Here is a 24,478-nt window from a genome sequence, read left to right as displayed (position 1 = left end):
ACCGCGTATCAGGAAGCGCGGCGGCGGCGCGGGTTCTTGGCGGCGGGCGCCTTCTTGCGGCTGGAGGCGCGCATCACGCGCGGCTTGCTTTCTTCTTCCGCGCCCGAGATGAAGCGGCGGATGTTGAAGGCGTCCATCAGGCGCGCCGAGTTGGCCTTGGCGTTGAGCAGCACCACGGTGGCGTTCTTGCCGGCCGATTTGATGCGCATGATCAGACAGCGGCCCGCTTCCTCGGTGTAGCCGGTCTTGGACATGCCGATGTCCCAGCCCTTGGCGCCCACCAGGCGGTTGGTGTTGTGGTACTCCACCTGGCGGCCCTTGATGGTGATGATGTCCTTCTTGTCCGTGGTGATGCGGCGGATGTCTTCGTACTTGGCGGCGGCGGCGGCCATCTTCACCAGGTCGGCGGCGGTGGACTTGTTGTTCGGCGACAGGCCGGTCGGCTCTTCGATCACGGTCTGGGTCAGGCCCAGGGCGCGGATCTTAGCGTTGACGGCGGCCTTGAAGGCGGCCGTGCCGCCCGGGTAGGTGCGGCCCAGCGAGGCGGCGGCGCGGTTGTCCGAGGACATCAGCGCCAGCTGCAGCACGTCGCCGCGCGAAATGGAGGCGCCCACCGGCACGCGCGAGGTGCTGTGCTTGAGCGTATCGACGTCCACCTGGTCGATCTCGATTTCCTCGTTCATGTCCTGTTTCGCGTCCAGCACCACCATGGCGGTCATCAGCTTGGTCAGCGAGGCGATGGGCACCACGGCGTTGGCGTTCTTTTCAACCAGGATTTTGCCGGTGTCGTCTTCGACCACCAGCACGGACTGCGAGCCGAGCGGCAACGCCATAGCGGCGGCGCTCAAGGACATCAGCAGGGCGGCTACTGTTTTCTTGATCATTTTTTGTCTTCGGAATGAGGTGTCTGGGGCGGGAACGGCGGGATAGAATTTTACTATCTATGCGGCAACGTTTCCCCAGAATCGACAATACAGGAATTCCGGTAACTCGTCTATTGAATGTGAGGCGCACGCCCCTGCAGGACGAAAAAAAAGCCCCGCAGCGCAACTGCGGGGCCTTCTTTGGGGACGATGCGCTTATTTGGTGGCGTAGATCTTGTCGAATTCGCCGCCGTCGTCGAAGTGCTTCTTCTGCGCGGCGCGCCAGCCGCCAAACACCGTGTCCACGCTCAGCAGCGTGATGGGCTTGAAGGTCGCGGCGTATTTCTTGGCCACCGCTTCCGAGGTCGGGCGCAGGTAGTGCTTGGCCAGGATTTCCTGGCCGGCGTCCGAGTACAGGAAGTTCAGGTAGGCGGTGGCTTCCTTGCGCAGGCCGCGCTTGTCGACCACCTTGTCCACCACCGCCACCGGCGACTCGGCCAGGATGGAGACGGCGGGGTAGACCACTTCGAAGTTGTCGCCGAACTCGCTGCGCACCAGCTGCACTTCGTTCTCGAAGGTCACCAGTACGTCGCCGATCTGGCGCTGGGTGAAGGTGGTGGTGGCGGCGCGGCCGCCGGTGTCCATCACGGGCACGTTCTTGAAGATCTTGCCCACCAGCTCGCGCGCCTGGGCTTCGCTGCCGCCCTTTTTCAGCACCGAGCCCCATGCGGCCAGGTAGGTGTAGCGGCCGTTGCCGGAGGTTTTCGGATTCGGGATCACCACCTTCACGTCCGGCTTGGCCAGGTCGGCCCAGTCCTTGATCTGCTTCGGGTTACCCTTGCGCACCAGGTAGACCACGGTGGAGTAGAACGGCGCGGCATTGTGCGGGAACTTGGCTTTCCAGTCCGCCGCCACCAGGCCGCGGTCGGCCAGCAGGTCCACGTCGTTGGCCTGGTTCATGGTCACCACGGACGCTTCCAGGCCGTCGGCCACCGAGCGCGCCTGCTTGGACGAGCCGCCGTGCGACTGGTTCACCGTGAGGGATACGCCGGTCTTGGCCTTGTAGTCGGCGATAAAGGCCGGGTTGATGTCCTTGAACACTTCGCGCATCACGTCGTAGGACACGTTGAGCAGCACTGGATCGGCGGCCCAGGCGCTGCCGGCCAGCGGCAGCGTGCCGGCTGCCACCACGGCGGCGAGGAACAGGCGGCGCGGCAGCTTGCCTGCGCCTAATACGGAAATTTTCTTAGACATTCTTGCCTCTCGTAAAAAACATATATGCATGGTCTATAATTTGCGCCCGAAAAGATACGAATTTTTCGTTATATGCTTAGACCGGGGTAGCCCTCATAGGGGCGGTCCTGCGGCCCGACGAGTTTCTTTCCGCTGGTGTATAGTCGGCCTGTGACGCCGTGCGGCGGGTAATATTTTTGAACACACATGAGTCTTGAAATTCGTATTGCTGCACCGGATGACGCTACTGCGGCGTGCAATGTGCTGCGCCGCTCCATCACCGAGTGCTGCGTGCGCGACCATCAGAACGATCCGGCCATCCTGGGCGCATGGCTGGGCAACAAGACGCCGCAAACCGTGGCGAGCTGGTTCGAATCCCCGACAAATTATTCCGTGGTGGCGCTGAAGGACGGCGAAGTGATCGGCGTGGCGCTGCTCACCGGCGCCGGCAAACTGGCGCTGTGCTACCTGCTGCCCGAGGCGCGCGGCCAGGGCGCCGGCAAGGCCATGCTGGCCAAGGTGGAGGAAACCGCCTGCAACTGGGGCGTGAAGGCGCTGCAGCTGCACAGCACGGCCAGCGGCGAGGAATTCTTCGCCAGCCAGGGCTATATCCGTTCCGGCCACGTGCGCTCGCCGTACGGCGTGGACACCATCTTCTTCTGGAAACAGCTTGACCGCAGCGCCGGCCCGGACGGCAGCCAGCGCAAGCGCTTCTGCAACTGCAATTCCGCCTGAGCCGCAGCCGTCCTCGCCGCGCCTGCGGCCGCGCTAGCACATTGCGCAGAGCTGGCCATGGACAGCGGCCTGGCCGGCGCTGCGCTCCCGGCCCAGGCTGGCGTGCGCAGTGAGCGCCGCTCCGTCCTGCACCTTCCCATCGACGAACATCTTCAGCTCGCCCGGCACGAAAGCCACCCAGCGCTCATTGGACGTGAGCGGCTCGGTGGCGATCACCGCCATGCGGTCGTCGATGCCGTTGTGGTTGCTGAAGTCGATGCTGCGCTCGCAGTCCACCAGGCTGGCCACCGAGAACGGCCAGGTGCGCGCCACGTAATGCAGCTGGGTGGAGCAATGGGCGAACAGGGTTTCGCCGTTGGAGAGCAAGAAGTTGAAGGTGCCGTGCACGGCGATCTCCGCGCTCAGCTCGGACACCGCCACGTACAGCGCGCGCCGGCTGGGCGCCGTCCGGAAGCGGTCGGCCAGGCCGGACAGCAGGTGACAGAAGGCGCGCTCGCTGTCGGTGTCGCCGGCCGGCGCAAAGGCGCCGGCGCCGGCGTCCGGGAAGAAGCCCTTCAGGTCGCCGTTGTGCGCGAAGGACCAGGTCCTGCCCCACAGTTCGCGGGTGAAGGGATGGCTGTTCTCCAGCGCCACGCGGCCCTGCGTGGCCTTGCGGATGTGGGCCACCACATTGCTGGCCTTGATGCGGCGGCGCTTGATCTGCTCGGCCAGCGGCGACTCGATGCTGGCGCGCTGTTCGGCGAACAGGCGGCAGCCGCGCGCCGTATGGAAGGCAATGCCCCAGCCGTCGCGGTGCTCGCCGGTGCGGCCGCCGCGCTCGGCAAAGCCGGCGAAGGAGAAGCGCAGGTCGGCGGGTTTGCTGCTGTTCATTCCGAGTAGCTGGCACATGGCGGCGGCGCCTGGAGGGCGGTGGTTGCGGATGAGCTTACGATACGGGGCCGGCGCCGGGACGGGAACGAATGTTTCGGCATATGCATATACGCAGCTTGTGCGCAACGCATCATGCAAAATCCGAATAAGGAATGGCGAAACGATTCGTTCGGGCCGCGTGCCCGTTCGGCTAGTCTGCGGCCTATACCAAGCAGCCTGGAGCATCGAATGACTTACCCCGTACTCAAGCAATACCTGGCCCGCCTGTCCGGCCAGGACAGCACCACCACCAGCATCTGGCTGGACCCGGAGGGCCGCGCCCAGGGCCGTTTCTTCAACTGCACCATGACCAGCGCCTTCCAGCCGGTGCGCGAACTGGGGCAGGGCGGGGTGGTGGCCTACGAGGGCCTGGCGCGCAGCGTGTCGGCCGCCGACCAGGGCCTGTCACTGTGGAAGCTGCTGGACCACGCCGCCAGCGACGACGAGTCGATCGAACTGGACCGCCTGTGCCGCATGCTGCACGCGATTAACTTCTTCCGCCAGGAGGATAACGGCAGTGCCGACCTGTACCTGAACGTGCACGACCGCCTGCTGAGCGCGGTCAGCAGCAACCACGGCTACGCCTTCCAGCGCATCCTGGACGCGCTGGATTTGCCAATCGGGCGCATCGTGCTGCTGCTGCCGCCGGTGACGGCGCAGCAGGGCTGGCTGCTCAATTATGTGGCGGATAATTACCGCCGTAATGGCTTCCGTTTTGCCGTCAGCGCCGCCAGCCCGCGCGAGGGCTTGCATCTGCTGGAGCGGGTGCGGCCGGATGTGATCCGGCTGGATGCTAGCAGCCGGGTTGACGAGGGCGCGGTGCTGGGCTTGCTGGAACAGGCCCGCCTGGCCGGCGCGCGCGTGGTGTTCAAGCGGGTGGAGACGCAGGAGGCCTTGCTGGCGCTGCAGCGCATCGGTGCGGCGTCGGGGCAGGTGCTGCTGGCGCAGGGGTATTTGCTGGATGCGCCGCGGACGGCGCTGGCGGGTTACGCTGCGCTAACCCGCCCTACGGAGTCTGCGAAGGCGTAATCCAACCGGGGTGTTTGCGAAGGCGTGACCCATCCGCGGGGCGTCTTGCGTAGGGCGGGTTAGCGCAGCGTAACCCGCCGCAGCGGCGGCTTAATTTTTTCTTAAAGATGCGTCACACTCTTAAAGAGGTTTCTCAACTCCCCCTGCTATACGCTATAGTAATCAATATCGTTACACTGGAATTGCTATGGCTACCCGCAGGGATTTTTTACAGACAGGATTCGGCCTGACGGCCGCAAGTTTCATCGGCGTGCCGCTGCTTGGCTGCGCTTCGGCGCCGGCCAAGGCGGTGGCCAAGGCCAGGCCGCACAGTGTGCCGGCCCAGCCGACGCAGCTGTCCCAGCCCGCCGTGCAGCTGGCCTCGGCCGCGCCGCAGGCGGATCTGGATCCGCCGCCGGACATTTTCGATGCCCAGCTGCTGGACATGGAATTCTGGCTCAAGCCGCGCACCATCAGCGTCACCCGCCCGGCCAGCGGCGAGAAGGCGCGCCTGCTGTACTGGAAGGATGGCGAGATGATCGATGCGGCTTACCAGGAGCTGTGCCACCTGCTGCGCGACGTGAACGGCAAGGAAACCGCGCCCATCGATCCCAAACTGCTGGAAACGCTGTGGGGCACGCAGGCGTTCGTGGCGCGCTACGGCATCGAGAGCCCGGTCGAGATCCTGTCCGGCTACCGCACGCCGAATTCGAACAAGAAACTGATCGAGCAGGGCGTGCCCGCTGCGCGCCAGTCGCTGCACATCCTGGGCCGCGCGGCCGACATCCGCATCGCCAACCTGAACGCCGAGGTGCTGGGCGGCCTGGTGCGCAGCTTCCGCCAGGGCGGGGTCGGCTATTACTACCGCAACACCCCGCAGGGCGGCTGGATCCACGCCGACACCGGCTTGAAGCGGACCTGGAAAGGCTGACGTTTCAGCGCCATCGGGTTACACTGCCGGATTCGATTAGTTTTACCGACAGGAAATCCATGCAGGACGCAGCAGACCAGCTTCAAGACCCAGGCGGCGCCAAGCCGCGCTTCCGCCCGGTGCCCTGGACCGCGCTCGACAGCCCCAGCGACGTCGAGCTGTGGATCGAGGAGCACAACCTGGCGCTGAAGGAACACATCGGTGCCCATGAAACCGGCTATGGGGTGTGCTTCACGCTAGCCGCGGGCGGGAGCATCCACATGCAGACCAGCGCCGACGGCGCCATCATCCTCGACGTGGACGCCGAGGCCGAATGGGTGTCGCCGCTGATCGTGGCCATTGCCCAGGCCGAGCCGCCGCAAGGATCGATGTGGGTGCTGCCGGACGACAAGCTGATCCAGCTGATCATGGGCTTGAGCAGCCTGATCGCCACCTCCACCCTGGTGGTGGGCCACAATTTCGGACGCGGCCAGCGCCGCCGCTACTAAACCACACAACAAGGAACACCATGCGAGCTTCCCGATTCTCTTTGACCCTGGCTGCCGCAGCGCTGCTGCTGGCCGGCGCCGCCGCGCAGGCGGCCGACCTGCTGGAAACCGTCAAGGCGCGCGGCGCCATCAAAGTGGCGCTGGAAGGCACGTATCCCCCGTTTAACTACAAGGACCAGAAGAGCGGCGAGCTGGCCGGCTTCGACGTGGACGTGGCCAAGTTGCTGGCGGCCAAGCTGGGCGTGAAGACCGAATTCGTCACCTCCGAGTGGGCCAGCATCCTGGCCGGGCTGCAGGCCGGCAAGTACGACGTGATCGTGTCCCAAGTGACGGTGAACCCCAAGCGCGAACAGGCGTTCGACTTCTCCGTGCCGTATGGTTACTCGATGCCGCAGCTGGTGGTGCGCAAGGACGAGAAGGCGCAGTACGCCAGCCTGGCCGACCTGAAGGGCAAGCGCCTGGGCGTGGGGCAGGGCAGCGTGTACGAGCAGCAGGCCAAGGCCGTGCCCGGCATCGAGGTGCGCAGCTACCCTGCCGCGCCGGAAAACCTGCGCGACCTGGCCGTGGGCCGCGTGGACGCCGCCCTGAACGACAGCCTGATGACGGCCTACCTGCTGAAGACTTCCGACCTGCCGATCAAGGCCGGCGCCAAGGTCGGCAAGGTGGAGAAGGTGGCGGCCGCCTTCAAGAAAGGCAATCCGCAGCTCAAGGCGGCGCTCGACAAGGCGCTGGCCGAGGCGGCTGCGGACGGCAGCCTGAAGGCCATCTCCGTGAAATGGTTCGGCGTGGACGTGAGCAAGGCGCCGTAAGCGATGGGGCTGCTGGAATTGCAGGAGCTCTTCAAGGAAGCCGCGCCGGTGATGCTGACCGGCGCCGGCTACACCCTGGTGTACGCGGTGGCCTCCATGCTGGGCGGCCTGCTGCTGGGCTTTCCCACCGCCGTGGCGCGCATCCTGCCGTGGCGGCTGCTGGCCTGGCCTGCCGGGCTGTACGTGAGCGTGATGCGCGGCACGCCGCTGCTGGTGCAGATGTTCGTCATCTATTACGGCCTGCCCAGCATCGGTATCGAATTCACGCCGGTGACGGCCGGTATCCTGGCGCTGAGCCTGAACGCGGGCGCCTACCTGTCGGAAAGCCTGCGCGGGGCCATCCAGAGCGTGGCGCGCGGGCAGTGGTGGGCCAGCTACAGCCTGGGCCTGGGCTACTGGCAGACCCTGTACCACGTGGTGCTGCCGCAGGCGCTGCGGGTGGCGGTGCCGTCCATGAGCAATACCTTGATCAGCCTGATCAAGGACACTTCGCTGGTGTCCGTCATCACCATGACGGAATTGATGCTCACCACCAAGGAGCTGATCGCCACCACCTTCCAGCCGCTGCCGCTGTACCTGGGCGCGGCCGCCATCTACTGGGTGCTGAGCCTGGCGTTTGAAACCCTGCAGCGGCGCGCCGAGCGCCACCTGAACCGGGCCCACGCGCGCTAGGCCGTGCGCCGGCCGGCGCTACGCGCTGCGGCGTGCCGCCGTTTCGTGGCGCTGGAAGGCGGCCCGCACGTCGGCGCGCAAATCGTCGTCTTCCCACGGCTTGGTGAGGAATTTATAGATCGCGCCGCGGTTCACCGACTCGGTCACGCAGCGCAGGTCGGTATAGCCGGACAGCATGATGCGCACCGTGTCCGGGTACAGCTCGCCCGCCCGCCCGAGGAATTCCGAGCCGCTCATGCCCGGCATGCGCTGGTCCGACAGGATCACCTGCACCCGGTGCAGCGACAGCAGTTCCAGGCCCTCGGCGCCGCTGCCGGCCGTGAGGATGCGGTAGCCGTCGCGGCGCAGCAGGCGCTGCAGCGAGGACAGGATGTTGGGCTCGTCGTCCACCAGCAGCACCGTGCGGCCATGCGCATCGCCCTGCGGCGCGGGCAGCGTCCGCTTGCGCTGCAGCAGCGCGGCGAACTCGGCGGCCGGCAGCGGCCGCGCATAGTAATAGCCCTGCATCTCGTCGCAGCGCGCCTTGCGCAGGTAGTTGGCCTGGCCCTCGGTTTCCACCCCTTCCGCAATCACCGTCATGTGCAGGTTGTGCGCCAGGTCGATGATGGCGTGGCACACTGCCGCGTCGCCGGGCTCGGTGGTCAGGTTGCGCACGAAGGACTGGTCGATCTTCAGGTGGTCGATGGGCAGGTGGCGCAGCCGGCTCAGCGAGGAGTGGCCGGTGCCGAAGTCGTCCAGTGAGATGCGGATGCCGGTGTCCTTCAGCGCGCGCAGCATGGCTTGCGCCTGCCCGATGTCCTCCAGCAGGGCCGATTCGGTGATTTCCATTTCCAGGTAGCGCGCCGGCAGGCCGTGCTCGGCCAGCGCCTGTTCGATGAACTGCACCAGGCCGGCGTGGCGCAACTGGCGCGCCGACAGGTTGACCGCCACCGGCGCGGCCGGCAGGCCGGCGTCCAGCCAGGCGCGCTGCTGGCGGCAGACTTCGCGTATCACCCAGGCGCCCAGCGGCACGATCAGGCCGGTGCTCTCGGCCACCGCGATGAAGTCGTTGGGCGGCACCAGGCCGCGCTGCGGATGCTGCCAGCGCACCAGCGCCTCGGCCGCGCACAGCTCGCCGCTGGCCAGGTGCACGCGCGGCTGGTAGTGCAGGCGCAGCTCGTCCTGCTCCAGCGCGCGGCGCAGTTCGGCCTCCAGGGCGAACAGGCGGGCGGCGCGCGCGTTCATTTCGGGCGCGAAGAAGTGCGACTGGTTGCCGCCCATGGCCTGCGCGCTGGACATGGCGGCGCTGGCGCCGCGCAGCAGGGTGCCGGCGTCGCTGCCGTCGCGCGGATGCAGGCAGATGCCCACGCTGATGGTGGTGTACAGCTCGCCGTGCGCGGTCGGCAGCGGCTGCTGCACGGCGCGCAGCAGTGCATGCGCGATGGCGGCCAGCTCGTCGGCGCTGCGCGCCTCGCCGATGGCCACCGCCAGCTCTTCGCCGGACAGGCGCGCCAGCGTGTCGCCCTCGCGCAGTTCGTGCGACAGCACCGCCGCCACGTGCTGCAGCATGAGGTTGGCCGCGTCCAGTCCCAGGCCGTCCTTGACGGCGCGGTAGCGGTCCAGGCCCAGCACCAGCACCGCCACTTCGCCGCCGGTGCGCGCCGCGTGCAGCAGGGCTTGCTGCACCCGGTCGCAAAACAGGTTGCCGTTCGCCAGGCCGGTCACCGGGTCGTGGTTGGCCTGGTAGTCCAGCGCCTGCTCGGCGGCGGCGCGCTTGAGGCCGTCGCGCAGGCTGACCAGGCCGAAGGCAAGTTCATCGGCCAGCTCCTGCAGCATGCGCATCTCGTCGAAGTCGAAGGGCTGGGCCGCGGCCGAGTGCACCCCCAGCACGCCCAGCAGCGTGCCGCGCGCCAGCAGCGGCACCGCCATGGTCCAGGGCGCGCCGGGCAGCCGGGGCACGTCCGCCAGTCCCGGGCGCAGCTGGTGCGCGGCAATCGCGCGGCGCGCATTGATGGCGCCCGCGCACAAGTCTTCCAGGCCGCAGCCGGCCTGCCATTCGCGCGCCAGCTGCGCCACGCTGCCGGCGTCGCGCCCGGCGCTGGCGGCCGGCGCGGTGATGGCCGCCTCGCCGCCGTGCGCCAGGCCCACCCAGGCCAGCGCGTAGCCGCCGGTGTCGACGACGGATTGGCAGACGGTGTCCAGCAGCTGGTCTTCGTTCTCGGCGCTGACCAGGGCGTCCTTGCACTGCGAGAGCATGCGCAGGGTGCGGTTCAAGCGCTCCAGTTCGGCCGCGTGCAGCTGGGCGCGCTGGTGGCCTTGCTGCATGGCGTCTGCCATGCTGTTGAGTGCGCCGGACAGCATGGCGAATTCGTTGCGCCCTGCCGGCGGCGGCAGGCGCGCGCTCCAGTCGCCGCCGGCCAGGCTGCGCGCGAAGTCCATGCAGGCGCCGACCGAGCGGTTGGCCTTGTGCACGATGTAGCGCGCCAGCCCCAGGCCCAGCAGCATGGCCAGCAGGCTGAAGCCGGCAATGCTCCAGGTCAGGCGCTGGTTTTGGCGGTGGATGGTGCGGCGCGTGGCGGCCATGGCCTGGTCGGCCTGGTCACGCAATTCCATCATGCGCGGTTCGATCTGGTGCACCGCGCCCAGATAGTCCTGCATGCTGGCTTCGGCGTCGGCTGCGACGGCCGTGTATTGCCGGAACCGGCCCTGGTATTGTTCCAGCAGGCCGGCCAGGCTGGCGCCGCGCGCAGGCGGCAGGCCGGCCTGCGCCAGCGCGCTGCGCAGGCGCGCGGCTTCGGTATGGAAAGCCGCCGCATCGCGCGGGCCGGCGTGCAGCAGGAAATTCTTTTCGTGCCGGCGCAGGCGCAGCAGGCTGCTGCGCAACTGCTCCGGCGCGTCCGCTGCCAGCAGCGCTTCGATGGCGCGCGCGCTCGCTTGCAGTTCGCCCTCCAGGCCGGTGCCGGCGCTGCCCAGCCGGCCGTACAGCGCCACCACGCGCAGGAAGCCGGCCTCGTACTGCTGCGTGGCCAGTTCGATGGATTGCACCGCCGCCGCCTCGGCGGGCGCGCTGCTCAGGCGGCGGATGGCGGCCAGGTTGGCGCGCACGTCGGCCAGGTGGCCGGTCACCAGCGTGGCGTAGCGTGAACGCGCTTCCTGGAAGCTGTAGACTTTGACCTTGAGCAGGAATTCCTTTTCGTAGCGCCGCGCGCGCGACATGCTGGCCTGGCTGGACAGGCTCAGCGTGCTGATCTGGTTGTCGCGGTCGAGGAAACTGTCGATCGCCTGGATGCTGCTGTGGTGGCTGAACAGGGCCACGGCGCCCACGCAGAGCAGCAGCGTCAGCACGGTGCTGAAGCCGAAGGCCAGCTTGAGGCGCAGGCTGAGCTGTTCGAAGCGGGCCAGCACGCTCAATCCAGGTAGGGCACGAAGCCGTGCGCCAGCACCAGGTCCGAGATCTGGGAGGTGGCGCAGTACTGCGTGAAGATGCGCGCGGCGCCGGCCGGCGTGCCGCGGCTGACCAGGGTGAGCGGGCGCGACATGGGGTAGCGGGCGTTGCGGATATTGGCACTGGTGGCCGGCACGCCATCCAGCGCCAACAGCTTGATGGGCGCGCCGGCGCGGGCCTGCCGCTCCGCTTCGCCCAGCGACAAATAGGCGATGGCCAGCGGGTCGGCTGCCACGGCCCGCACGCGGTCAGCGAGGCTGGCATGGCTGTCATGGCTGGCCGCGTGCGGCCCGGCCAGGGCGGCTGCCGGCAGGCCCAGGTAGTGCGCCAGCAGCTCGGCCTCGCCGCTGCCGGGAACGCCGGACAGCAGGTGCAGCGCGGCGTCGGCGCCGCCGAGCTGGCGCCAGTTAACGGTTTTGCCGCTGTAGATGGCGGCCAATTGTGCGGCGTCCAGGCCGGCCAGCGGGTTGTCGCGGTGCACGACGATGGCCACGCCGTCGCGCGCGATGGGAATACCGTACAGCTTGCTTTCCGTCCCCGACAGCGCGCGCGACACCATGCCGATCGCTGCGCGCTCCTGGCGCACCGCCTCCAGGCCGCTGGCGGAGCCGCCGGTGTCGATCTCGATGCGGATGCCGGGGTGGTAGCGCTGGAAGCGCCGCGCCACGTCGGCCATCAGCGGCGCCATGGTGTAGGAGCCGGCCACGCGCAGGCGCTGCGGCGGCGCGGCGGCCGCAGGTGCAGCGGCATGGTACTGCGCCGCCGCCGCCAGCAGCAGCGCGGCGGCTGCCGCCAGTGTACAACGCAACAGGGTGGCGTATCGTTTGGTCATGCCGCGCTCCGGGTCGAAGGGCACGGGGCAGGGGTGCGGTGGGAAATCGGGAAGGGCGTGCCGCGGGGCTGGGGAGGCACGCCGCTATTGTAGAATACTTTGCCGTGCGGCAACGCCAGTTCATGGCGGAACGGCCGCTGCTGTGGCGTTTCTCCCACGCCGCAGCGGGCGAGGGCGCGCTCGACATTGTCATACAGACATGTTAGGCTAAGATGGCGTTCAGCCACCGCCCAGCCACAGACCAAGGGTCACATGGATAAGGAAATGCAAGCTTCCGTCGCCGCCGCGCCGGTGAACGGCCCCCTCCCGGGCGGCCTGCAAGGATTGCACGCGCTGGCGGCCCTGCCGGCCGTGGCCTTGCCTGCCGACGGGGCTGGCGGCGGGACTGCGGACGGCGCGCTGGACGAGCTGGCGCTGACGCCGGAACGCCTGCGCTACGAGCAGGAGCAGGGCTATTTCAACGACATCTACCTGCTGGCCCCGGTAGGCTATTTCGTGCTGGCCTTCGACACCACGGTACTGCAGATGAACCTGGTCGGCGCCGACTTGCTGGGCCTGGCGCGCGGCAATCCCGGGCACGCCAAGTTCCGCGACTTCGTGGCGCCGCGCTTCCTGGCCGATTTCGACGCCTTCGTGCAGGCCGCGCTCAACACCAGCAAGGCCCAGCGCTGCGACCTGCAGATGACGCGCGGCCGCCCCGGCGAGCAGGGCTACCCGGTCACCCTGCGCGCCAGCGCCGACGGCAGCGGGCAGGCCTTGCGCGTGGTGCTGGAGCTGGCCGAGGGCAAGCTGGCCGCGCTGGAGCGCAGCGAGGAGCGCTTCCGGCGCATCGTGCACAGCGCCGACGAGGGCATCTGGGAAATCGACGCCCAGTCGCGCACCTCCTTCGTCAATCCGCGCATGGCCGCCATGCTGGGCTACGCCATCGAGGAGATGGTCGACCAGCCGCTGCTGGCCTTCATGGACGACGAGGGCCGCATTCTGCTGGAGCGCAATATCGCGCGGCGCCAGCAGGGCGCGCGCGAGCGCCACGAGTTCAAGTTCATCCGCAAGGACGGCACGCCGCTGTGGGCCACGCTGGCCACCAATCCCATCTTCGACGCCGAGGGCGCCTACCTGGGCGCGCTGGCGCTGGTCAACGATATTTCAGAGCGCAAGGCCTCGTCCGACCTGATCTGGCAGCAGGCCAACTTCGACGCGCTCACGGCCCTGCCCAACCGCCACATGTTCTCCGACCGCCTGGGGCAGGACATGAAAAAAGCCAAGCGCGAAGGCACGCTGCTGGCGCTGCTGTTCATCGACCTGGACGAGTTCAAGGCCGTCAACGACCGCCTCGGCCACGAGCAGGGCGATGCGCTGCTGGTGCAGGCGGCCGCCCGCATCGCCGGTTGCGTGCGGGCCTCGGACACCCTGGCGCGCCTGGGCGGCGACGAATTCACCGTCATCCTGGCCGGCCTGGAGCAGGCCGGCCATGCCGAGCGCGTGGCGCAGGACATCGTGGCGGCGCTGGCGCAGCCCTTCGAACTGGACGGCGACAGCGGCGCGGTGTCGGCCAGCATCGGCATTGCCTTCTACCCGGCCGACGCGCAGCTGCCCGACGAGCTGCTGCGGCATGCCGACCAGGCCATGTACGCGGCCAAGCAGGGCGGCCGCAACGGCTACCACTATTTCACCCAGGACTTGCAGCAGGCGGCGCAGCTGCGCCAGCGCCTGGCGGCCGACCTGCGCGGCGCGCTGGCCTCGGAGCAGTTCGAGCTGGTCTACCAGCCCATCGTCAACCTTGCCAGCGGCGCCATCGAGCGCGCCGAGGCGCTGCTGCGCTGGCGCCATCCGCAGCGCGGCCTGCTGCAGCCGGACGCCTTCATCGCGCAAGCCGAACAGAGCGGCCTGATGGGCGAAATCGGCGACTGGGTGTTCCGCCGCGCGGCCGACCAGGCGCGCCAGTGGCAGGACCAGCTGGGGCGGCCGTTCCAGATCAGCGTGAACCAGTCGCCGGGGCAGCTGCGCGGCGACCCCGGCTGGTCCGAGGGCTGGCCGGCCTACGTGGCCGGGCTGCAGCTGGCGCCGCGCAGCATCGTCATCGACGTCACCGAGGGCATCCTGCTGGACGGCGCGGCCGACGTGCTGCAGCGCCTGCGCAGCTACCGCGCCATGGGCCTGCAGGTGGCGCTGGACGACTTTGGCACCGGCTACGCCTCGCTCAGCCACCTGAAAAAGTTCGACATCGATTTCCTCAAGCTGGACCGGGTCTTTCTGAAGGACATGGCGGGCGACTCGGGCGACCTGGCGCTGTGCGAAGCCATCATCGTGATGGCGCACAAGCTGGGGCTGCAGGTGGTGGCCGAAGGGGTGGAGACGGCGGCCCAGCACGCGCTGCTGGTGCAGGCCGGCTGCGACTATGCGCAAGGCTACGCGTTCGCCGAGGCGGTGCCGCCGGCGCAGTTCGCGCTGCTGGCGCAGCGGGGCGTGCCGCTGCCGGCACCGGCGCCGTAACGAGCGAAGAGGGAAGAGGGAAGAAGCGGCGCTTAGCGCAGGCCCAGCAGGGCCATCACGCGTTCGCGGTTGATGCCGGTCAGTGCCGAGGTCAGGCTCAGCAGGGAGGCATAGCTGGGCTCGTTGGCAGCCACCACGAAGTTCTGGGCCGCCTGGTCCATGCCGGCCGCGCTCACCTGCGGCATGGCGGACGTGGCGCGCGCGCTGGCGTCGCTCAGGGCCAGGTTCACCTTGGCCAGCGCCGCTTCCACGTGGTTCAGCGCCTGGATCACTTGCGACAGGGTCTGGCGGATGGCCTCGGCGTCGCTGGTGCTCCAGGTTTCCGGGGCGATGGCGGGCGCTTCCGGCTCGGTGCGCACGCGGTGCAGCTGGCCGGTGGGGAAGCGGATGCCGCCGCCCTGGATGGCCATGGTGTCGCGCACGCTGGCCCAGGCCGATTCCGGCACGGCAAATTCCAGGTCACCGTGCTCGCCCAGGCCGACCGAGATATTGGCCGGCACCAGCGCCTGGCTGAAGCGCTGCACGATTTCATCGTCCGACAGGCCCGGTTCCAGCGCCACCGAACGCAGCCCGGCCGCGCCGCCGCCGACCGCGATGGCCAGGGTTTCGCGCGCGCCGTTGCGCAGGTTGGCCAGGTTCATGCCGCGCACCTTGAAGCGCTGCAGGGACTGGTTGGTGTTGTAGTCGAGCTGGCTGTCCAGGGTGCCGCCCGAGGCGTCCTGGCGGTTGCGCCAGGTATCGCTGAACTGGCGCACGCGCGCCTCCACCTGGCCGTCGCGGCCGGCGCGGCTGGCCAGCCGTGCGCTCAGTTCGGACTTCAGCATGCGCAGCTGGGCCGCGCTCTGTTCCAGGAAATCGACCGCCTGCTGGGCGCCCGAGATGTCGCTTTGCAGCGGCTGGTCCCAGTTGCTCACGCCGCGCCGCGGCGCCGGGGCGGCAGTGCCGTTGGCGACGGGTTCGGGCGTGCCTACCGGCGCCGCCAGCTTGGTCTCGTCGACTTTGCTGGTGGAGCTGGTATTGCCGGCGGCAAGGCCGCTGGAACTGGGGCGCGGAGCGATTTGCATGCGAATTAGAGGACGTTAAACAGGGACAGGTTGCTTACCTTGGCGTAGGCCTTGTAAGTGGATTGTAACGCAACAGTGTAGCCATTGAGCTCGGTTGCCGCGAGACCATAGTCCAGCTTGCCGATATCGAGCAGCGCCTGCTGGTTCGACAGGCTGACATTGGTGTGGTTGTCCTGCAGCGTGGCCAGGATGTTCTGGGCGCCGCCGAAGGCCGCGATCTTGCTCGATACCAGGGTCATGGTGTCGTCCGAGCCGCCCAGCGCATCGGTCAGCAGGGCACGGAAGGTGGGATCGTTGGGCGACACGCCCGGCACGGTCAGGCCGTCCAGCACCAGGTCGATCTGGTTCAGATAGCTTTCCAGCCCTTGCGCGTCCACGTTGGCGGTCTGCGCGATGCCGTTGCCCACCACCACCTCCTGCTTGCCGTTGTTGCCGGTGTAGCTGTAGCGCGCACCGGCGGCCGCGCCGGCGTCGAAGGTGATGGCCTGGGTGCTGGTCAGCGTGCCGGAAAAGATGTACTTGCCTTCCTGGTCCTTCACGTTGGCGCTGTAGAGCATGCTCTCGCGCAGCGACTGCAGCGACGTCACCATGGACTGCAGGTCGTCCGGCGTGGTGCTGCCGCCGTCCAGCGCCCACACGAACAGGTCGCGCGCCTCGTTGATGTCGCGCACCACGCTGCTCAGGTAGGTTTCATTCTTTTGCAGGCGGATCTGCACCGCGTCGATATTCTCGCGGTACTGGCCGACAATGGCTTCCTCGCGGTTCAGGCGCGAAATGCGCACGTTCGAGACCGGGTCGTCGGACGGCACCTGGATGCGGGAGCCGGAAGCCATCTGCTCGGACAGACGGGTCAGGGCATCCTGATTCATCGTCAGCGAGCGGTTCATCGTGGCCTGGGATTGGGAAGTAGCGATGCGCATGGCGGCCTCTTAGTTGAACATTGCCAGGGTGGCGTCGAACAGGCTGTTGGCCACGGCGATCACCTTCATGTTGGCCTGGTACATATTCTGGAATTCCATCAGGTTGATGGCTTCCTCGTCCTGGTTGACGCCGCTGGTCGATTTCCAGTCATCCTCGGACTGCTGGCGGATGGTGGTGGCGGTCTTCAGCAGCGCCTGGTTCTGCTGGCTGTCGATGCCCAGCTTGCCCACCAGCTGGGTGTCGGCGTCGCCCAGCAGTACGGAGCCGATCGAGGTCAGCGTGACGGGCTGGTTCTTGATGTCGATCAGCAGCTGCAGGTTGGCGCTGTCGCCGGGCGTGCCGTCGGCCGAGAAGGCCAGGTCGGAAGCCAGGAAGGCCGGGTCGATCTGCAGCATGCCGGTGGTGCTGGTGGCGTTGAAGGCGAACAGCGGCTTGCCGGGGTTGCCGGCGGTGTCGAAGCCGGCGGCCAGCTGCGTGTTGAGCTTGTCGGCCATCTGCTCGGCCATGTCGCGGATCGAGGTCTGCAGTGGCAGCAGCACATTCTTGTCGTAGTCCGACAGGCCGCCCATCTGGCCGCCCACCTTGGTGTCGTCCAGCGCGAACTTGCTCTGGCCGAAGGTCAGCGACAGCACCGGCGCACCGCTGGTGCCGTCGATGCCGATATTGCCGTACAGGTTGCCCACCACCAGCGGCTGGCCGCTGCGCAGCGATACGCTGCGCGAGCCGTCCGGCTGGTCGATCACCTCGATCGCCACCATGGAGGCCAGCGTGTCGATGGCCATGTCGCGCTCGTCGACCAGGGCCGAGGTGTTGGTGCCGACCGCCGAGGCGCCGGCGATGCGCTCGTTCAGGCTGGCGATATTGGCCATGTTCTGGTTCATCGCCGGCAGCAGGGCGTCGCGCTGCTGGCGCACGGACAGGCGCTGGTTGGCCGTCACGTTGTAGATGCTGTTGAAGTGCTGCGACATGGAGTTGGCCGCCGTCACCACCTGCTGGCGCAGCGGGGTCGAGGTGGGGTCCACGCCGGCTGCGTTGAGCGCCTTGAAGAACTGGTCCACGCCGTTGCTCAGGCTGGACTTGTCGTCGCCCATCACGCGTTCCATCTGCGACAGGTAGGGCTGGGTCTGGCTATGGGAGCCGAGGTCGGACGCCGCACGCCACATCTGCTGGTTCTTGTAAGCGTCGGAAAAACGCAGCAGGCCGCCGATTTCCACGCCCATGCCGGCGGTTTTCATGCCGATGCCGGGCGCCACCGCGTTGAGCAGCACGCCCTGGCGGGTATAGCCTTTCGTTTGCAGATTGGCAATATTCTGGCTGGTGGTGTTCAGGGCCGCCTGGGCGGCATTCGAACCGGACAGCGCGTTGCTCAGTATGCTCATTGGTGCTGGTCTTTCCTGGTGAAGGCATGGACCAGTTGCCAAAAAGCATCTATCACTGGTCCGTTAACTGATAAAGGCGACCACTTTCCGCGCCCGATTAAATGTTTGTTCCGCTTTTTGTGGCGGGGGCCAGCGGCATGGGGCTGCCGGGCAGGTGCGGCGCCACCGGCGCGGCCGGCGGCAGCAGCTGGCGCAGGATGGCATCGGCCACGCCGAAGGCGCGCTGGCCGGCCATCTGGTCGGCCACCAGGTTGTCGGCCATGTCCAGCATGTCGCGGTTGATGCTGTCCTTGCGGTCGTCGTCCTTGAGTGCCTCGGTCGAGGTGCGCATGCGGTGCAGCATGTCGCCGATGAAGAAGGATTCGAACTTGACGGCTGCCTCGGTGGCCTTGGCGCGGTATTGCGCCGCGGCCGGATCGGACGGCTCGGCAGCGGCGCTGGCCGGGTTGGCCAGCGGCGCCAGCGCCGGCTGGGCCGTGGGGCCGATGTCGAGCTGGCGCGGCAAAATGGGGGCGAATCGGTCCATGGCGGTGCTTTCCTTCAGATGACGACCAGTTCGCCTTCGATGGCGCCGGCCTGGTCGAGGGCTTGCAGGATGGCCATGATGTCGTCGGGCGAGGCGCCCAGCGAATTGACGGTGTCGATAATGGTTTGCAGCTTGGCGCCGGCCGGCCACTTGAACATCTGGCCCGAGCCCTGGTCCACGCTCACGGCCGACTGCGGCGTGACCTGGGTGCTGCCCTGGGCGAAGGCGTTCGGCTGGCTGACCTTGCTGCTTTCGGAAATCACCACTTTCAGCGAGCCGTGGGTGACGGCGGCGGCGCGCACGCGCAGGCCGTCTGCAATCACCACGGTGCCGGTGCGCGAATTGAACACCACTTTCGGGTTGTCGGCGCCCACTTCGATCGGCAAGCTTTCCAGCTTGGCCATGAAGGCCACGCGCTGGGTCGGATTCTCGGGCGCCACCACGTCCACGCTGGTGGCGTCGGTGGTGCTGGCGACGTCGCCGAATTTCTTGTTGATGGACTCCACGATATTGGTGGCGGTCTGGAAGTGCGGGTGGCGCAGCGACAGGCGGATGCTGGGCTTGGTGGCGAAGTCGGTGGCGATCTCGCGCTCGATGGTGGCGCCGTTCGGGATGCGGCCCGAGGTCGGCGTGTTGACCGTCACCGAGGAGCCGCTCTTGCCGGCCGCCGACAGGCCGCCCACCACCACATTGCCCTGGGCCAGGGCGTAGACTTCATTGTCGGCCGCGCGCAGCGGCGTGAGCAGCAGGGCGCCGCCGCGCAGGCTCTTGGCGTCGCCCAGCGAGGACACCGTGATGTCGATGGCCTGGCCGCGCCGGTAGCCGGGCGGGAACACCGCGCTGACCATGACGGTGGCCACGTTCTTGCTCTTGGCGTCGGTGCCGTCGGGCACTTTGACGCCGAACTGCTTGAGCATATTGATCACCGACTGGCTGGAAAACTTGACCTGGGTCGAGTCGCCGCTGCCGTTCAGGCCCACCACCAGGCCGTAGCCCACCAGCGGGTTGTCGCGCACGCCTTCGATGCTGACCAGGTTGCGCAGGGTTTGCGCGGCCTGGGCAGCTTGCATGGGAAGCGCGCTCAGCAGCGCGGTGCAGACCAGCGCGGCGGCGGAAAAGAAAGAATTGGGGCGCATGTTGCCACCTTAGAAGGGCATGTAGGGGCTGGTGAAGAAGCGGGTCAGCCAGCCGGGGGAATTGGCGTCGGCCAGGCTGCCCTGGCCCGAATAGGCGATGCGGGCGTTGGCGATGCGCAGCGAGGAGACGCGGTTGTCGGCGTCGATGTCGGCCGCGCGCACGTAGCCGCGCAGGCGCACGAATTCCTCGCCCTGGTTCAGGGTCAGCATTTTTTCGCCGGCCAGGCGCAGCAGGCCGTTCGGCATGACTTCCTGCACGATCACGGTAATGGCGCCGGACAGCGCGTTCTGCTGGGTGCTGGTGGCGTCGCCCTCGAAAGTGCGGCCGGCGCTCAGGTCAATGCCTGCTTTCGGGTAGGTCTTGCCCAGCAGGCTGGGAGCGGCCACGTTGATCCCGGAATCCTTCTTGAAGGAGGTGCCGGCGCTCTTCGAGGCCTGGGTGGTTTCCTGCAGCAGCACGGTGACCACGTCGCCGACGCGGAAGGCGCGGCTGTCCGAGGTCAGCGACAGGCCGGCGTCGGCGGCGTAGACGCCGCCCGAGGTGCCGCGCGGCGCGGTCGAGCGCGCCATGGTGGGCGCCTCGTCGAAGGGGCCCGGCCTGACCACGGGCGGCTGGATGGCGGCGCAGCCGCCAAGCAGCAGCGCCAGGACGGCGGGCAGGGCGGTTTTCATCAGCGTGCCGCCTGCGACAGGTATTGCAGCATGTTGTCGGCCGCGGTCAGCACCTTGGTGTTCATCTCGTAGGTGCGCTGGGCAGCGATCATGTCCACCATTTCTTCCACCACCTGCACGTTGGAGCCTTCCAGCGCGCCCTGCTTGAGCTTGCCGAACTGGTCGGTGCCGGGATTGCCCTCGGTGGGGGCGCCGCTGGCGGCCGTTTCCGCGAACAGGTTCTCGCCCAGCGCCTGCAGGCCGGTCGGGTTGATGAAGGAGGTCAGCGTCAGCTGGCCCAGCACGGCAGGCGTGGCGCTGCCGGCCACCACGGCCGAGACCACGCCGTTTTCCGCGATGGTGACAGCGGTGGCGTTGGCCGGCACGGTGATCTGGGGCACCAGCGGCAGGCCGCTGCTGTTGACCAGGATGCCGTTCTGGTCCAGCTGCAGCTGGCCGGCGCGGGTGTAGGCCGCTTCGCCGTCCGGGCGGCGCACCTGGAAGAAGCCGTTGCCGTTGATGGCCACGTCCAGCGCGTTGGTGGTGTTCTGGATATTACCGTTGGTGAAAATCTTTTGCGTGCCCACCAGCTGCACGCCGTTGCCAAGCTGCACGCCGGACGGCGCCAGCGTGTTGTTGTCGGCGCGCTGCGCGCCCGGCTGCTGCTCGATCGAATAGAACAGGTCCTGGAAGGCCACGCGGTCGCGCTTGAAGCCCACCGTGTTGGCGTTGGCCAGGTTGTTGGCGATGGTTTGCAGTTTCGCGTCCTGCGCCTGCACGCCGGTCTTGCTGATCCACATTGCTGGATTCATGGTTACTCCTTGTAGGTTGGGGCTCAGCCGCCGATCAGGCGGTTGCCGGCTTCGGCCATGCTGTCGCTGGCCTTGAACAGCTTCATCTGCATCTCGAAGGTGCGGTTCAAGCTCATGGTGGCGACCATTTCCTCGACCGCCGACACATTGCTGCCTTCCAGGTGGCCGGCGCTGACCTTGACGGTGGCGTCGGTGGCCAGCAGCTGGCCGTCGCGCGCCACCAGCAGGCCCGCTTCGTTCTTGGTCAGTTCGGACGCCTCGGCGTTGACCAGCTTGAGCTTGTCGACCACCTGCATCTGGGTGGTGCCGGGCGACTGGATCGAGACCGTGCCGTCCTGGCCGATCTGCACCTTGGTGTGGATCGGCAGGGTGATCGGGCCGCCTTCGCCCAGGATGGGCATGCCGCCCACCGTCATGGCGCCGTCGGCGTCCAGCGTGATGGCGCCGGCACGGGTGTAACCCTCGCCGGTGGGGCCCTGCACGGCAAAGAAGCCGTTGCCGGCGATGGCCACGTCCAGCTCGCGCCCGGTGGACTTGAGCGTGCCGCTGCGGGTGTTCACCGCGTTGGCCTGCATGTCGGCCATGTGGCGGTCGTCGTAGCCGTAGCCGCTCAGCGGACGGGCGGTCGACAGTTCCAGGTTGGCCCGGAAGCCGGTGGTGTCCATGTTTGCCAGGTTGTTGGCGTGGACCTGTTGCCCGCGCAGCGCCCGTTCGGCGCCGCTCATGGCGGTATAGATCAGTGCGTCCATATGTCAGGCGGTCCGGTTACAGCGCTTGCATCAGCGCTTGCATCATGGCGTTCTCGGTCTGCAGGACCTTGGAGTTAGCCTGGTAGTTGCGCTGCGAGGTCATCAGGCCCACCAGCTCCGAGGTGATGTCCACGTTCGAGCCTTCCAGCGCGGCCACGCTCAGCGCGCCGGCCATGCCGGTGCCCGGCGTGCCGTACAGCGGCGTGCCCGATTCGTTCGAGGCCAGCCAGCTGGTGTCGCTGATCGGGGTCAGCGAGCCCTCGTCGGGGAAGGTGGCCACGGCCAGCTTGCCCACTGCCTGGCGCTGGTCGTTGCTGTACTTGGCCACCACCGAGCCATCCTTGGCCAGTTCCACGCCGATGAAGCTGCCGGCCTTGTAGCCGTTGGCCTTGTTGGTCGAGTTGGTGGCTTCGCCGAACGCGTGGGTGGTGCCGGTGTAGTCGATCTCCATCACGATGTCGGAGGCGCCGTTGGGCACGATAGTTTGAGTGGCGTCGTCCAGCATCATCGGCGACAGGGTCAGCGCGTGGGTTTCCGGCGCCGGCGCCGCGGTCAGCACCAGCTGGCCATTGGCGTCGAAGGTCAGCGCCTTTTCCTGGGCCACGTCGGTGCCATCCAGCGCGAACTTGACGGTCACGGTATTGACGTCGGCCTTGATGAAGTACTGGGTCAGCGTGTGCTGGTTGCCGCGCGAGTCGAACACCACGGAGACGCGCGACATGTTGTAGGACTGCGGGTCGGGCGTCACCGGTGCTGCCGGGTCGGCGCTGGGCGCGTCGAAGGTGGTGGTCGGCACCTTCCAGTCGGCCGACAGGTTGCTCACGTAGTCCAGCTCGGTGGTGGGCACCGGTGCGATCTGGCCGGTCGGCACCTTCACGTCGCCCATCGGGCCCAGGGTGGTGGCAGGCGGGGTGATCGAGAAGCCCTGCACGCGGCGGCCGGCCGAGTCGACCAGGTAGCCGTCGGTGTTGGCGTCGAAAATGCCGACGCGGCTGTAGTTGTTCTGGCCCTGCATGTCCTTGGTGACGAAGAAGCCGCGGCCGTTGATGGCCGCGTCCATGCCGCGCCCGGTGGCCACGACACCGCCGTTCAGGCCGATGCTCTGGGTCACGGAACCGATCTGTACACCGGCCGCCTGGGTGCCCGCGTATTGCGAGGCGAAGTTGGCGCGGCTCGACTTGAAGCCGTAGGTGCCCGCGTTGGCGATGTTGTTGGAGATGGTGCCCAGTTGCTCGTTGATGGCCTGGATGCCGGACAGTGCGATATCGAAACTCATGGCGGATACCTTTCGTGGTGTACTGCGTTAATTTGGTGTGTCGGGGAAGCGCTGCGGCGGCAGCGCGGTTTGTGTCGCTGGCTGCTGCGCTCAGTTGCTGGCGAGCTTGGCTGTTGCGCCGCCGTTGAAGGCGGTGATCTTGGCCGGCGACGTCTCGCCGACATTGGCCACATTCAAGACCACGGCGCCGCCCGAACCCAGGCGCACGCTGTTCAGGCGGCCCACCAGGTCGACCGGCGGGTCTTCCTTGGTGCTGGTTTCCACCCGCATCTTGTAGGTGCCTGCGGGCAGGCCCAGGGCCTGCGGGTCCAGCGCGAAAGGCACCGCGCCGCTCGACTGCGAACCCAGTTCCACCTTGTGCTCGCGGCCGTCCTGGCCGATCAGCACCAGCGTGGTCTTGCTGCTGCTGGCCGCCAGGGTGATTTCGCCCTTGACCTTGGTGCTGTCGAGCTGGACTTCGGTAGCGGTAACTTGCACTTCCGAACCGACCTGCGCGCCCAGGGCCAGCACTTGCATGCTCGACAGGATGCTGGCGTTGGCGCTGGTCAGGTTGCCCACGTTTTGCAGCGCCTCGGTCTGCGACAGCTGGGTCAGCTGGTTGATGAACTGGCTGGGGTCGGTCGGCGACAGCGGATCCTGGTTCTGGATCTGGGCCACCAGCAGCTTGGTGAACATCTGCGTGGTTTCACTGCCGTTGGCCAGCGGATTGCTGCCGGCCGTGCTGGCTACAGGCGTGTTCGAGAAGAAATTGGTTTGCATGGCTTAACCTTCACCGAGTTTGAGCAGCGACTGCTGCATGGAGCGGATGCGACCCAGCACTTCCACGTTGGTTTCAAAGGCGCGCGAGGCCGACATCATGTCGGTCATCTCGGCCACCTGGTTGACGTTGGGGTAGTACACCATGCCCTCGGCATTGGCCAGCGGGTTGCCCGGCTCGTACACCTTGCGCAGCGGCTCGCTGCTCTCGACCACGTCCAGCACCTGCACGCGGCCGCCGCTGTCGGCGTTGGGGCCTTCGTTCATCACGGCCGCGAACACCGGCTTGCGGGCGCGGTAGGTCTCGTTCTCGTTGCCGGCCACGGAATCGGCGTTGGCCAGGTTGCTGGCCACGGTGTTCAGGCGCACGGTCTGCGCCGCCATCGCCGAGCCGGCGATCTGGGAAATATCCTTGAAGCTCATGAGAGGCGCCTTTATTGGCCGTTGATGGCTTTGGCCAGCCCCTTGAGCTTCATATTGATGAAGGTCAAGCTGGTCTGGAAATCGCTGGCATTCTGCGAGAAGGCGGCCTGTTCGACGCCGATCTCGACGGTGTTGCCGTCGCGGGTAGGGTGGAAGGGCACGCGGTACAGCGCGTTGCCGTCCGAGTCGAGCTCGGGTTCGCCCGTTTGCAGTGCCTGGGACTGCGCCAGGGTGGCCGCGAAGTCCATGTCCTGCGCCTGGTAGCCGGGCGTGTTTTCGTTGGCGATGTTGGACGCCAGGATGCGCGTGCGCTCGGCCCGCAAATGGAGCGCGTCGCCGTGCAAGCCGAGTGCGTCTTTGAAGTTGATGCCCATTTGTTTCCCCCTGT

The 24,478-nt window shown here is 67.4% G+C and carries 24 protein-coding genes; 7 read left to right on the top strand and 17 right to left on the bottom strand.

All coding sequences use genetic code 11. The annotated features are described in order from the left end of the window. Positions 1 to 8 precede the first annotated feature (8 nt). A complete protein-coding gene (locus ASC94_RS04960; protein WP_056391512.1) occupies positions 9 to 884 on the bottom strand; it encodes a serine hydrolase in 876 nt (291 codons plus the stop codon). 195 nt (positions 885 to 1,079) lie between these two features. Continuing rightward, positions 1,080 to 2,117: a sulfate ABC transporter substrate-binding protein gene (locus ASC94_RS04955; RefSeq protein ID WP_056391509.1), complete on the bottom strand. Its 1,038-nt coding sequence runs from the start codon at positions 2,115 to 2,117 to the stop codon at positions 1,080 to 1,082. Positions 2,118 to 2,303: 186 nt separating this feature from the next. Here ASC94_RS04955 and ASC94_RS04950 point away from each other — a divergent pair, with 186 nt between their 5' ends. Continuing rightward, positions 2,304 to 2,831: a GNAT family N-acetyltransferase gene (locus tag ASC94_RS04950; RefSeq protein WP_056391506.1), complete on the top strand. Its 528-nt coding sequence runs from the start codon at positions 2,304 to 2,306 to the stop codon at positions 2,829 to 2,831. Between the two features lie 33 nt (positions 2,832 to 2,864). Here ASC94_RS04950 and ASC94_RS04945 read toward each other — a convergent pair whose 3' ends face one another. After that, positions 2,865 to 3,719 (bottom strand): class II glutamine amidotransferase, encoded by an 855-nt coding sequence (locus ASC94_RS04945; protein ID WP_082616168.1) that lies wholly within the window; start codon positions 3,717 to 3,719, stop codon positions 2,865 to 2,867. 210 nt (positions 3,720 to 3,929) lie between these two features. On the opposite strand from ASC94_RS04945, the gene ASC94_RS04940 reads away from it, so the two are divergent. From ASC94_RS04940 to ASC94_RS04920, 5 genes are all read left to right on the top strand, one after another. Beyond that, positions 3,930 to 4,769 carry an EAL domain-containing protein gene (locus tag ASC94_RS04940; protein WP_056391503.1) on the top strand — a complete coding sequence of 280 codons (840 nt, stop codon included), beginning with the start codon at positions 3,930 to 3,932 and terminating at the stop codon, positions 4,767 to 4,769. Between the two features lie 187 nt (positions 4,770 to 4,956). Continuing rightward, positions 4,957 to 5,679: a DUF882 domain-containing protein gene (locus ASC94_RS04935; RefSeq protein ID WP_082616166.1), complete on the top strand. Its 723-nt coding sequence runs from the start codon at positions 4,957 to 4,959 to the stop codon at positions 5,677 to 5,679. 59 nt (positions 5,680 to 5,738) lie between these two features. Next, complete coding sequence (locus tag ASC94_RS04930; protein WP_056391500.1) at positions 5,739 to 6,167, top strand: hypothetical protein; 429 nt, start codon at positions 5,739 to 5,741, stop codon at positions 6,165 to 6,167. 20 nt (positions 6,168 to 6,187) lie between these two features. After that, positions 6,188 to 6,976, top strand: coding sequence for a transporter substrate-binding domain-containing protein (locus ASC94_RS04925; protein WP_056391497.1), 789 nt, complete (start codon positions 6,188 to 6,190; stop codon positions 6,974 to 6,976). Positions 6,977 to 6,979: 3 nt separating this feature from the next. Further along, positions 6,980 to 7,648 (top strand): amino acid ABC transporter permease, encoded by a 669-nt coding sequence (locus tag ASC94_RS04920; RefSeq protein ID WP_056391494.1) that lies wholly within the window; start codon positions 6,980 to 6,982, stop codon positions 7,646 to 7,648. Positions 7,649 to 7,666: 18 nt separating this feature from the next. Here the strand turns inward: ASC94_RS04920 and ASC94_RS04915 are convergent, their stop codons facing one another. Further along, positions 7,667 to 11,032: an EAL domain-containing protein gene (locus ASC94_RS04915; RefSeq protein ID WP_157201279.1), complete on the bottom strand. Its 3,366-nt coding sequence runs from the start codon at positions 11,030 to 11,032 to the stop codon at positions 7,667 to 7,669. Between the two features lie 2 nt (positions 11,033 to 11,034). Next, the gene (locus tag ASC94_RS04910) at positions 11,035 to 11,904 is read right to left on the bottom strand and encodes a phosphate ABC transporter substrate-binding protein (protein WP_056391488.1); all 870 of its coding nucleotides are present in this window, start codon (positions 11,902 to 11,904) and stop codon (positions 11,035 to 11,037) included. Between the two features lie 264 nt (positions 11,905 to 12,168). On the opposite strand from ASC94_RS04910, the gene ASC94_RS04905 reads away from it, so the two are divergent. After that, the gene (locus ASC94_RS04905) at positions 12,169 to 14,397 is read left to right on the top strand and encodes a bifunctional diguanylate cyclase/phosphodiesterase (RefSeq protein ID WP_082616247.1); all 2,229 of its coding nucleotides are present in this window, start codon (positions 12,169 to 12,171) and stop codon (positions 14,395 to 14,397) included. Between the two features lie 32 nt (positions 14,398 to 14,429). Here the strand turns inward: ASC94_RS04905 and ASC94_RS04900 are convergent, their stop codons facing one another. The 12 genes from ASC94_RS04900 to flgB form a co-directional block, all read right to left on the bottom strand. Further along, a complete protein-coding gene (locus tag ASC94_RS04900) occupies positions 14,430 to 15,461 on the bottom strand; it encodes a hypothetical protein (RefSeq protein ID WP_056391485.1) in 1,032 nt (343 codons plus the stop codon). Between the two features lie 5 nt (positions 15,462 to 15,466). Beyond that, entirely contained in the window at positions 15,467 to 16,381 is a 915-nt protein-coding gene (flgL, locus tag ASC94_RS04895; RefSeq protein ID WP_056391482.1) for a flagellar hook-associated protein FlgL, read from the bottom strand. Positions 16,382 to 16,390: 9 nt separating this feature from the next. Next, on the bottom strand, positions 16,391 to 17,761 hold the full coding sequence (gene flgK / locus ASC94_RS04890) for a flagellar hook-associated protein FlgK (protein ID WP_056391479.1): 1,371 nt from the start codon (positions 17,759 to 17,761) through the stop codon (positions 16,391 to 16,393). A gap of 97 nt (positions 17,762 to 17,858) precedes the next feature. After that, a complete protein-coding gene (locus tag ASC94_RS04885; RefSeq protein WP_056391476.1) occupies positions 17,859 to 18,287 on the bottom strand; it encodes a hypothetical protein in 429 nt (142 codons plus the stop codon). 14 nt (positions 18,288 to 18,301) lie between these two features. Continuing rightward, complete coding sequence (locus tag ASC94_RS04880; protein WP_056391472.1) at positions 18,302 to 19,423, bottom strand: flagellar basal body P-ring protein FlgI; 1,122 nt, start codon at positions 19,421 to 19,423, stop codon at positions 18,302 to 18,304. Between the two features lie 9 nt (positions 19,424 to 19,432). Next, positions 19,433 to 20,095, bottom strand: coding sequence for a flagellar basal body L-ring protein FlgH (flgH, locus tag ASC94_RS04875; RefSeq protein ID WP_056391469.1), 663 nt, complete (start codon positions 20,093 to 20,095; stop codon positions 19,433 to 19,435). Continuing rightward, positions 20,095 to 20,886, bottom strand: a complete 792-nt coding sequence (flgG, locus tag ASC94_RS04870) for a flagellar basal-body rod protein FlgG (protein WP_200955550.1) — start codon at positions 20,884 to 20,886, stop codon at positions 20,095 to 20,097. Before flgG ends, flgH begins: the two co-directional genes overlap by 1 nt. A 23-nt stretch (positions 20,887 to 20,909) precedes the next feature. Next, a complete protein-coding gene (gene flgF / locus ASC94_RS04865; protein WP_056391464.1) occupies positions 20,910 to 21,635 on the bottom strand; it encodes a flagellar basal-body rod protein FlgF in 726 nt (241 codons plus the stop codon). Positions 21,636 to 21,651: 16 nt separating this feature from the next. Then, positions 21,652 to 22,911: a flagellar hook protein FlgE gene (locus ASC94_RS04860; RefSeq protein ID WP_056391462.1), complete on the bottom strand. Its 1,260-nt coding sequence runs from the start codon at positions 22,909 to 22,911 to the stop codon at positions 21,652 to 21,654. Positions 22,912 to 23,001: 90 nt separating this feature from the next. After that, entirely contained in the window at positions 23,002 to 23,670 is a 669-nt protein-coding gene (locus ASC94_RS04855; RefSeq protein WP_056391458.1) for a flagellar hook capping FlgD N-terminal domain-containing protein, read from the bottom strand. A gap of 3 nt (positions 23,671 to 23,673) precedes the next feature. Continuing rightward, entirely contained in the window at positions 23,674 to 24,090 is a 417-nt protein-coding gene (gene flgC / locus ASC94_RS04850) for a flagellar basal body rod protein FlgC (protein WP_056391455.1), read from the bottom strand. Between the two features lie 11 nt (positions 24,091 to 24,101). Further along, positions 24,102 to 24,464 (bottom strand): flagellar basal body rod protein FlgB, encoded by a 363-nt coding sequence (flgB, locus tag ASC94_RS04845; protein ID WP_056391451.1) that lies wholly within the window; start codon positions 24,462 to 24,464, stop codon positions 24,102 to 24,104. Positions 24,465 to 24,478: the final 14 nt, after the last annotated feature.

The organism is Massilia sp. Root418 (assembly GCF_001425265.1).
Classification (GTDB): domain Bacteria; phylum Pseudomonadota; class Gammaproteobacteria; order Burkholderiales; family Burkholderiaceae_D; genus Rugamonas.
This window is presented reverse-complemented; position numbering and strand designations above follow the sequence as displayed.

Excerpts from the sequence above, each read along its gene's own strand:
- ASC94_RS04960 (WP_056391512.1), bottom strand. The coding sequence starts at position 884 with ATGATCAAGAAAACAGTAGCCGCCCTGCTGATGTCCTTGAGCGCCGCC.
- ASC94_RS04955 (WP_056391509.1), bottom strand. The coding sequence starts at position 2,117 with ATGTCTAAGAAAATTTCCGTATTAGGCGCAGGCAAGCTGCCGCGCCGC.
- ASC94_RS04950 (WP_056391506.1), top strand. The coding sequence starts at position 2,304 with ATGAGTCTTGAAATTCGTATTGCTGCACCGGATGACGCTACTGCGGCG.
- ASC94_RS04945 (WP_082616168.1), bottom strand. The coding sequence starts at position 3,719 with ATGTGCCAGCTACTCGGAATGAACAGCAGCAAACCCGCCGACCTGCGC.
- ASC94_RS04940 (WP_056391503.1), top strand. The coding sequence starts at position 3,930 with ATGACTTACCCCGTACTCAAGCAATACCTGGCCCGCCTGTCCGGCCAG.
- ASC94_RS04935 (WP_082616166.1), top strand. The coding sequence starts at position 4,957 with ATGGCTACCCGCAGGGATTTTTTACAGACAGGATTCGGCCTGACGGCC.
- ASC94_RS04930 (WP_056391500.1), top strand. The coding sequence starts at position 5,739 with ATGCAGGACGCAGCAGACCAGCTTCAAGACCCAGGCGGCGCCAAGCCG.
- ASC94_RS04925 (WP_056391497.1), top strand. The coding sequence starts at position 6,188 with ATGCGAGCTTCCCGATTCTCTTTGACCCTGGCTGCCGCAGCGCTGCTG.
- ASC94_RS04920 (WP_056391494.1), top strand. The coding sequence starts at position 6,980 with ATGGGGCTGCTGGAATTGCAGGAGCTCTTCAAGGAAGCCGCGCCGGTG.
- ASC94_RS04910 (WP_056391488.1), bottom strand. The coding sequence starts at position 11,904 with ATGACCAAACGATACGCCACCCTGTTGCGTTGTACACTGGCGGCAGCC.
- ASC94_RS04905 (WP_082616247.1), top strand. The coding sequence starts at position 12,169 with ATGCAAGCTTCCGTCGCCGCCGCGCCGGTGAACGGCCCCCTCCCGGGC.
- ASC94_RS04900 (WP_056391485.1), bottom strand. The coding sequence starts at position 15,461 with ATGCAAATCGCTCCGCGCCCCAGTTCCAGCGGCCTTGCCGCCGGCAAT.
- flgL (WP_056391482.1), bottom strand. The coding sequence starts at position 16,381 with ATGCGCATCGCTACTTCCCAATCCCAGGCCACGATGAACCGCTCGCTG.
- flgK (WP_056391479.1), bottom strand. The coding sequence starts at position 17,761 with ATGAGCATACTGAGCAACGCGCTGTCCGGTTCGAATGCCGCCCAGGCG.
- ASC94_RS04885 (WP_056391476.1), bottom strand. The coding sequence starts at position 18,287 with ATGGACCGATTCGCCCCCATTTTGCCGCGCCAGCTCGACATCGGCCCC.
- ASC94_RS04880 (WP_056391472.1), bottom strand. The coding sequence starts at position 19,423 with ATGCGCCCCAATTCTTTCTTTTCCGCCGCCGCGCTGGTCTGCACCGCG.
- flgH (WP_056391469.1), bottom strand. The coding sequence starts at position 20,095 with ATGAAAACCGCCCTGCCCGCCGTCCTGGCGCTGCTGCTTGGCGGCTGC.
- flgG (WP_200955550.1), bottom strand. The coding sequence starts at position 20,886 with ATGAATCCAGCAATGTGGATCAGCAAGACCGGCGTGCAGGCGCAGGAC.
- flgF (WP_056391464.1), bottom strand. The coding sequence starts at position 21,635 with ATGGACGCACTGATCTATACCGCCATGAGCGGCGCCGAACGGGCGCTG.
- ASC94_RS04860 (WP_056391462.1), bottom strand. The coding sequence starts at position 22,911 with ATGAGTTTCGATATCGCACTGTCCGGCATCCAGGCCATCAACGAGCAA.
- ASC94_RS04855 (WP_056391458.1), bottom strand. The coding sequence starts at position 23,670 with ATGCAAACCAATTTCTTCTCGAACACGCCTGTAGCCAGCACGGCCGGC.
- flgC (WP_056391455.1), bottom strand. The coding sequence starts at position 24,090 with ATGAGCTTCAAGGATATTTCCCAGATCGCCGGCTCGGCGATGGCGGCG.
- flgB (WP_056391451.1), bottom strand. The coding sequence starts at position 24,464 with ATGGGCATCAACTTCAAAGACGCACTCGGCTTGCACGGCGACGCGCTC.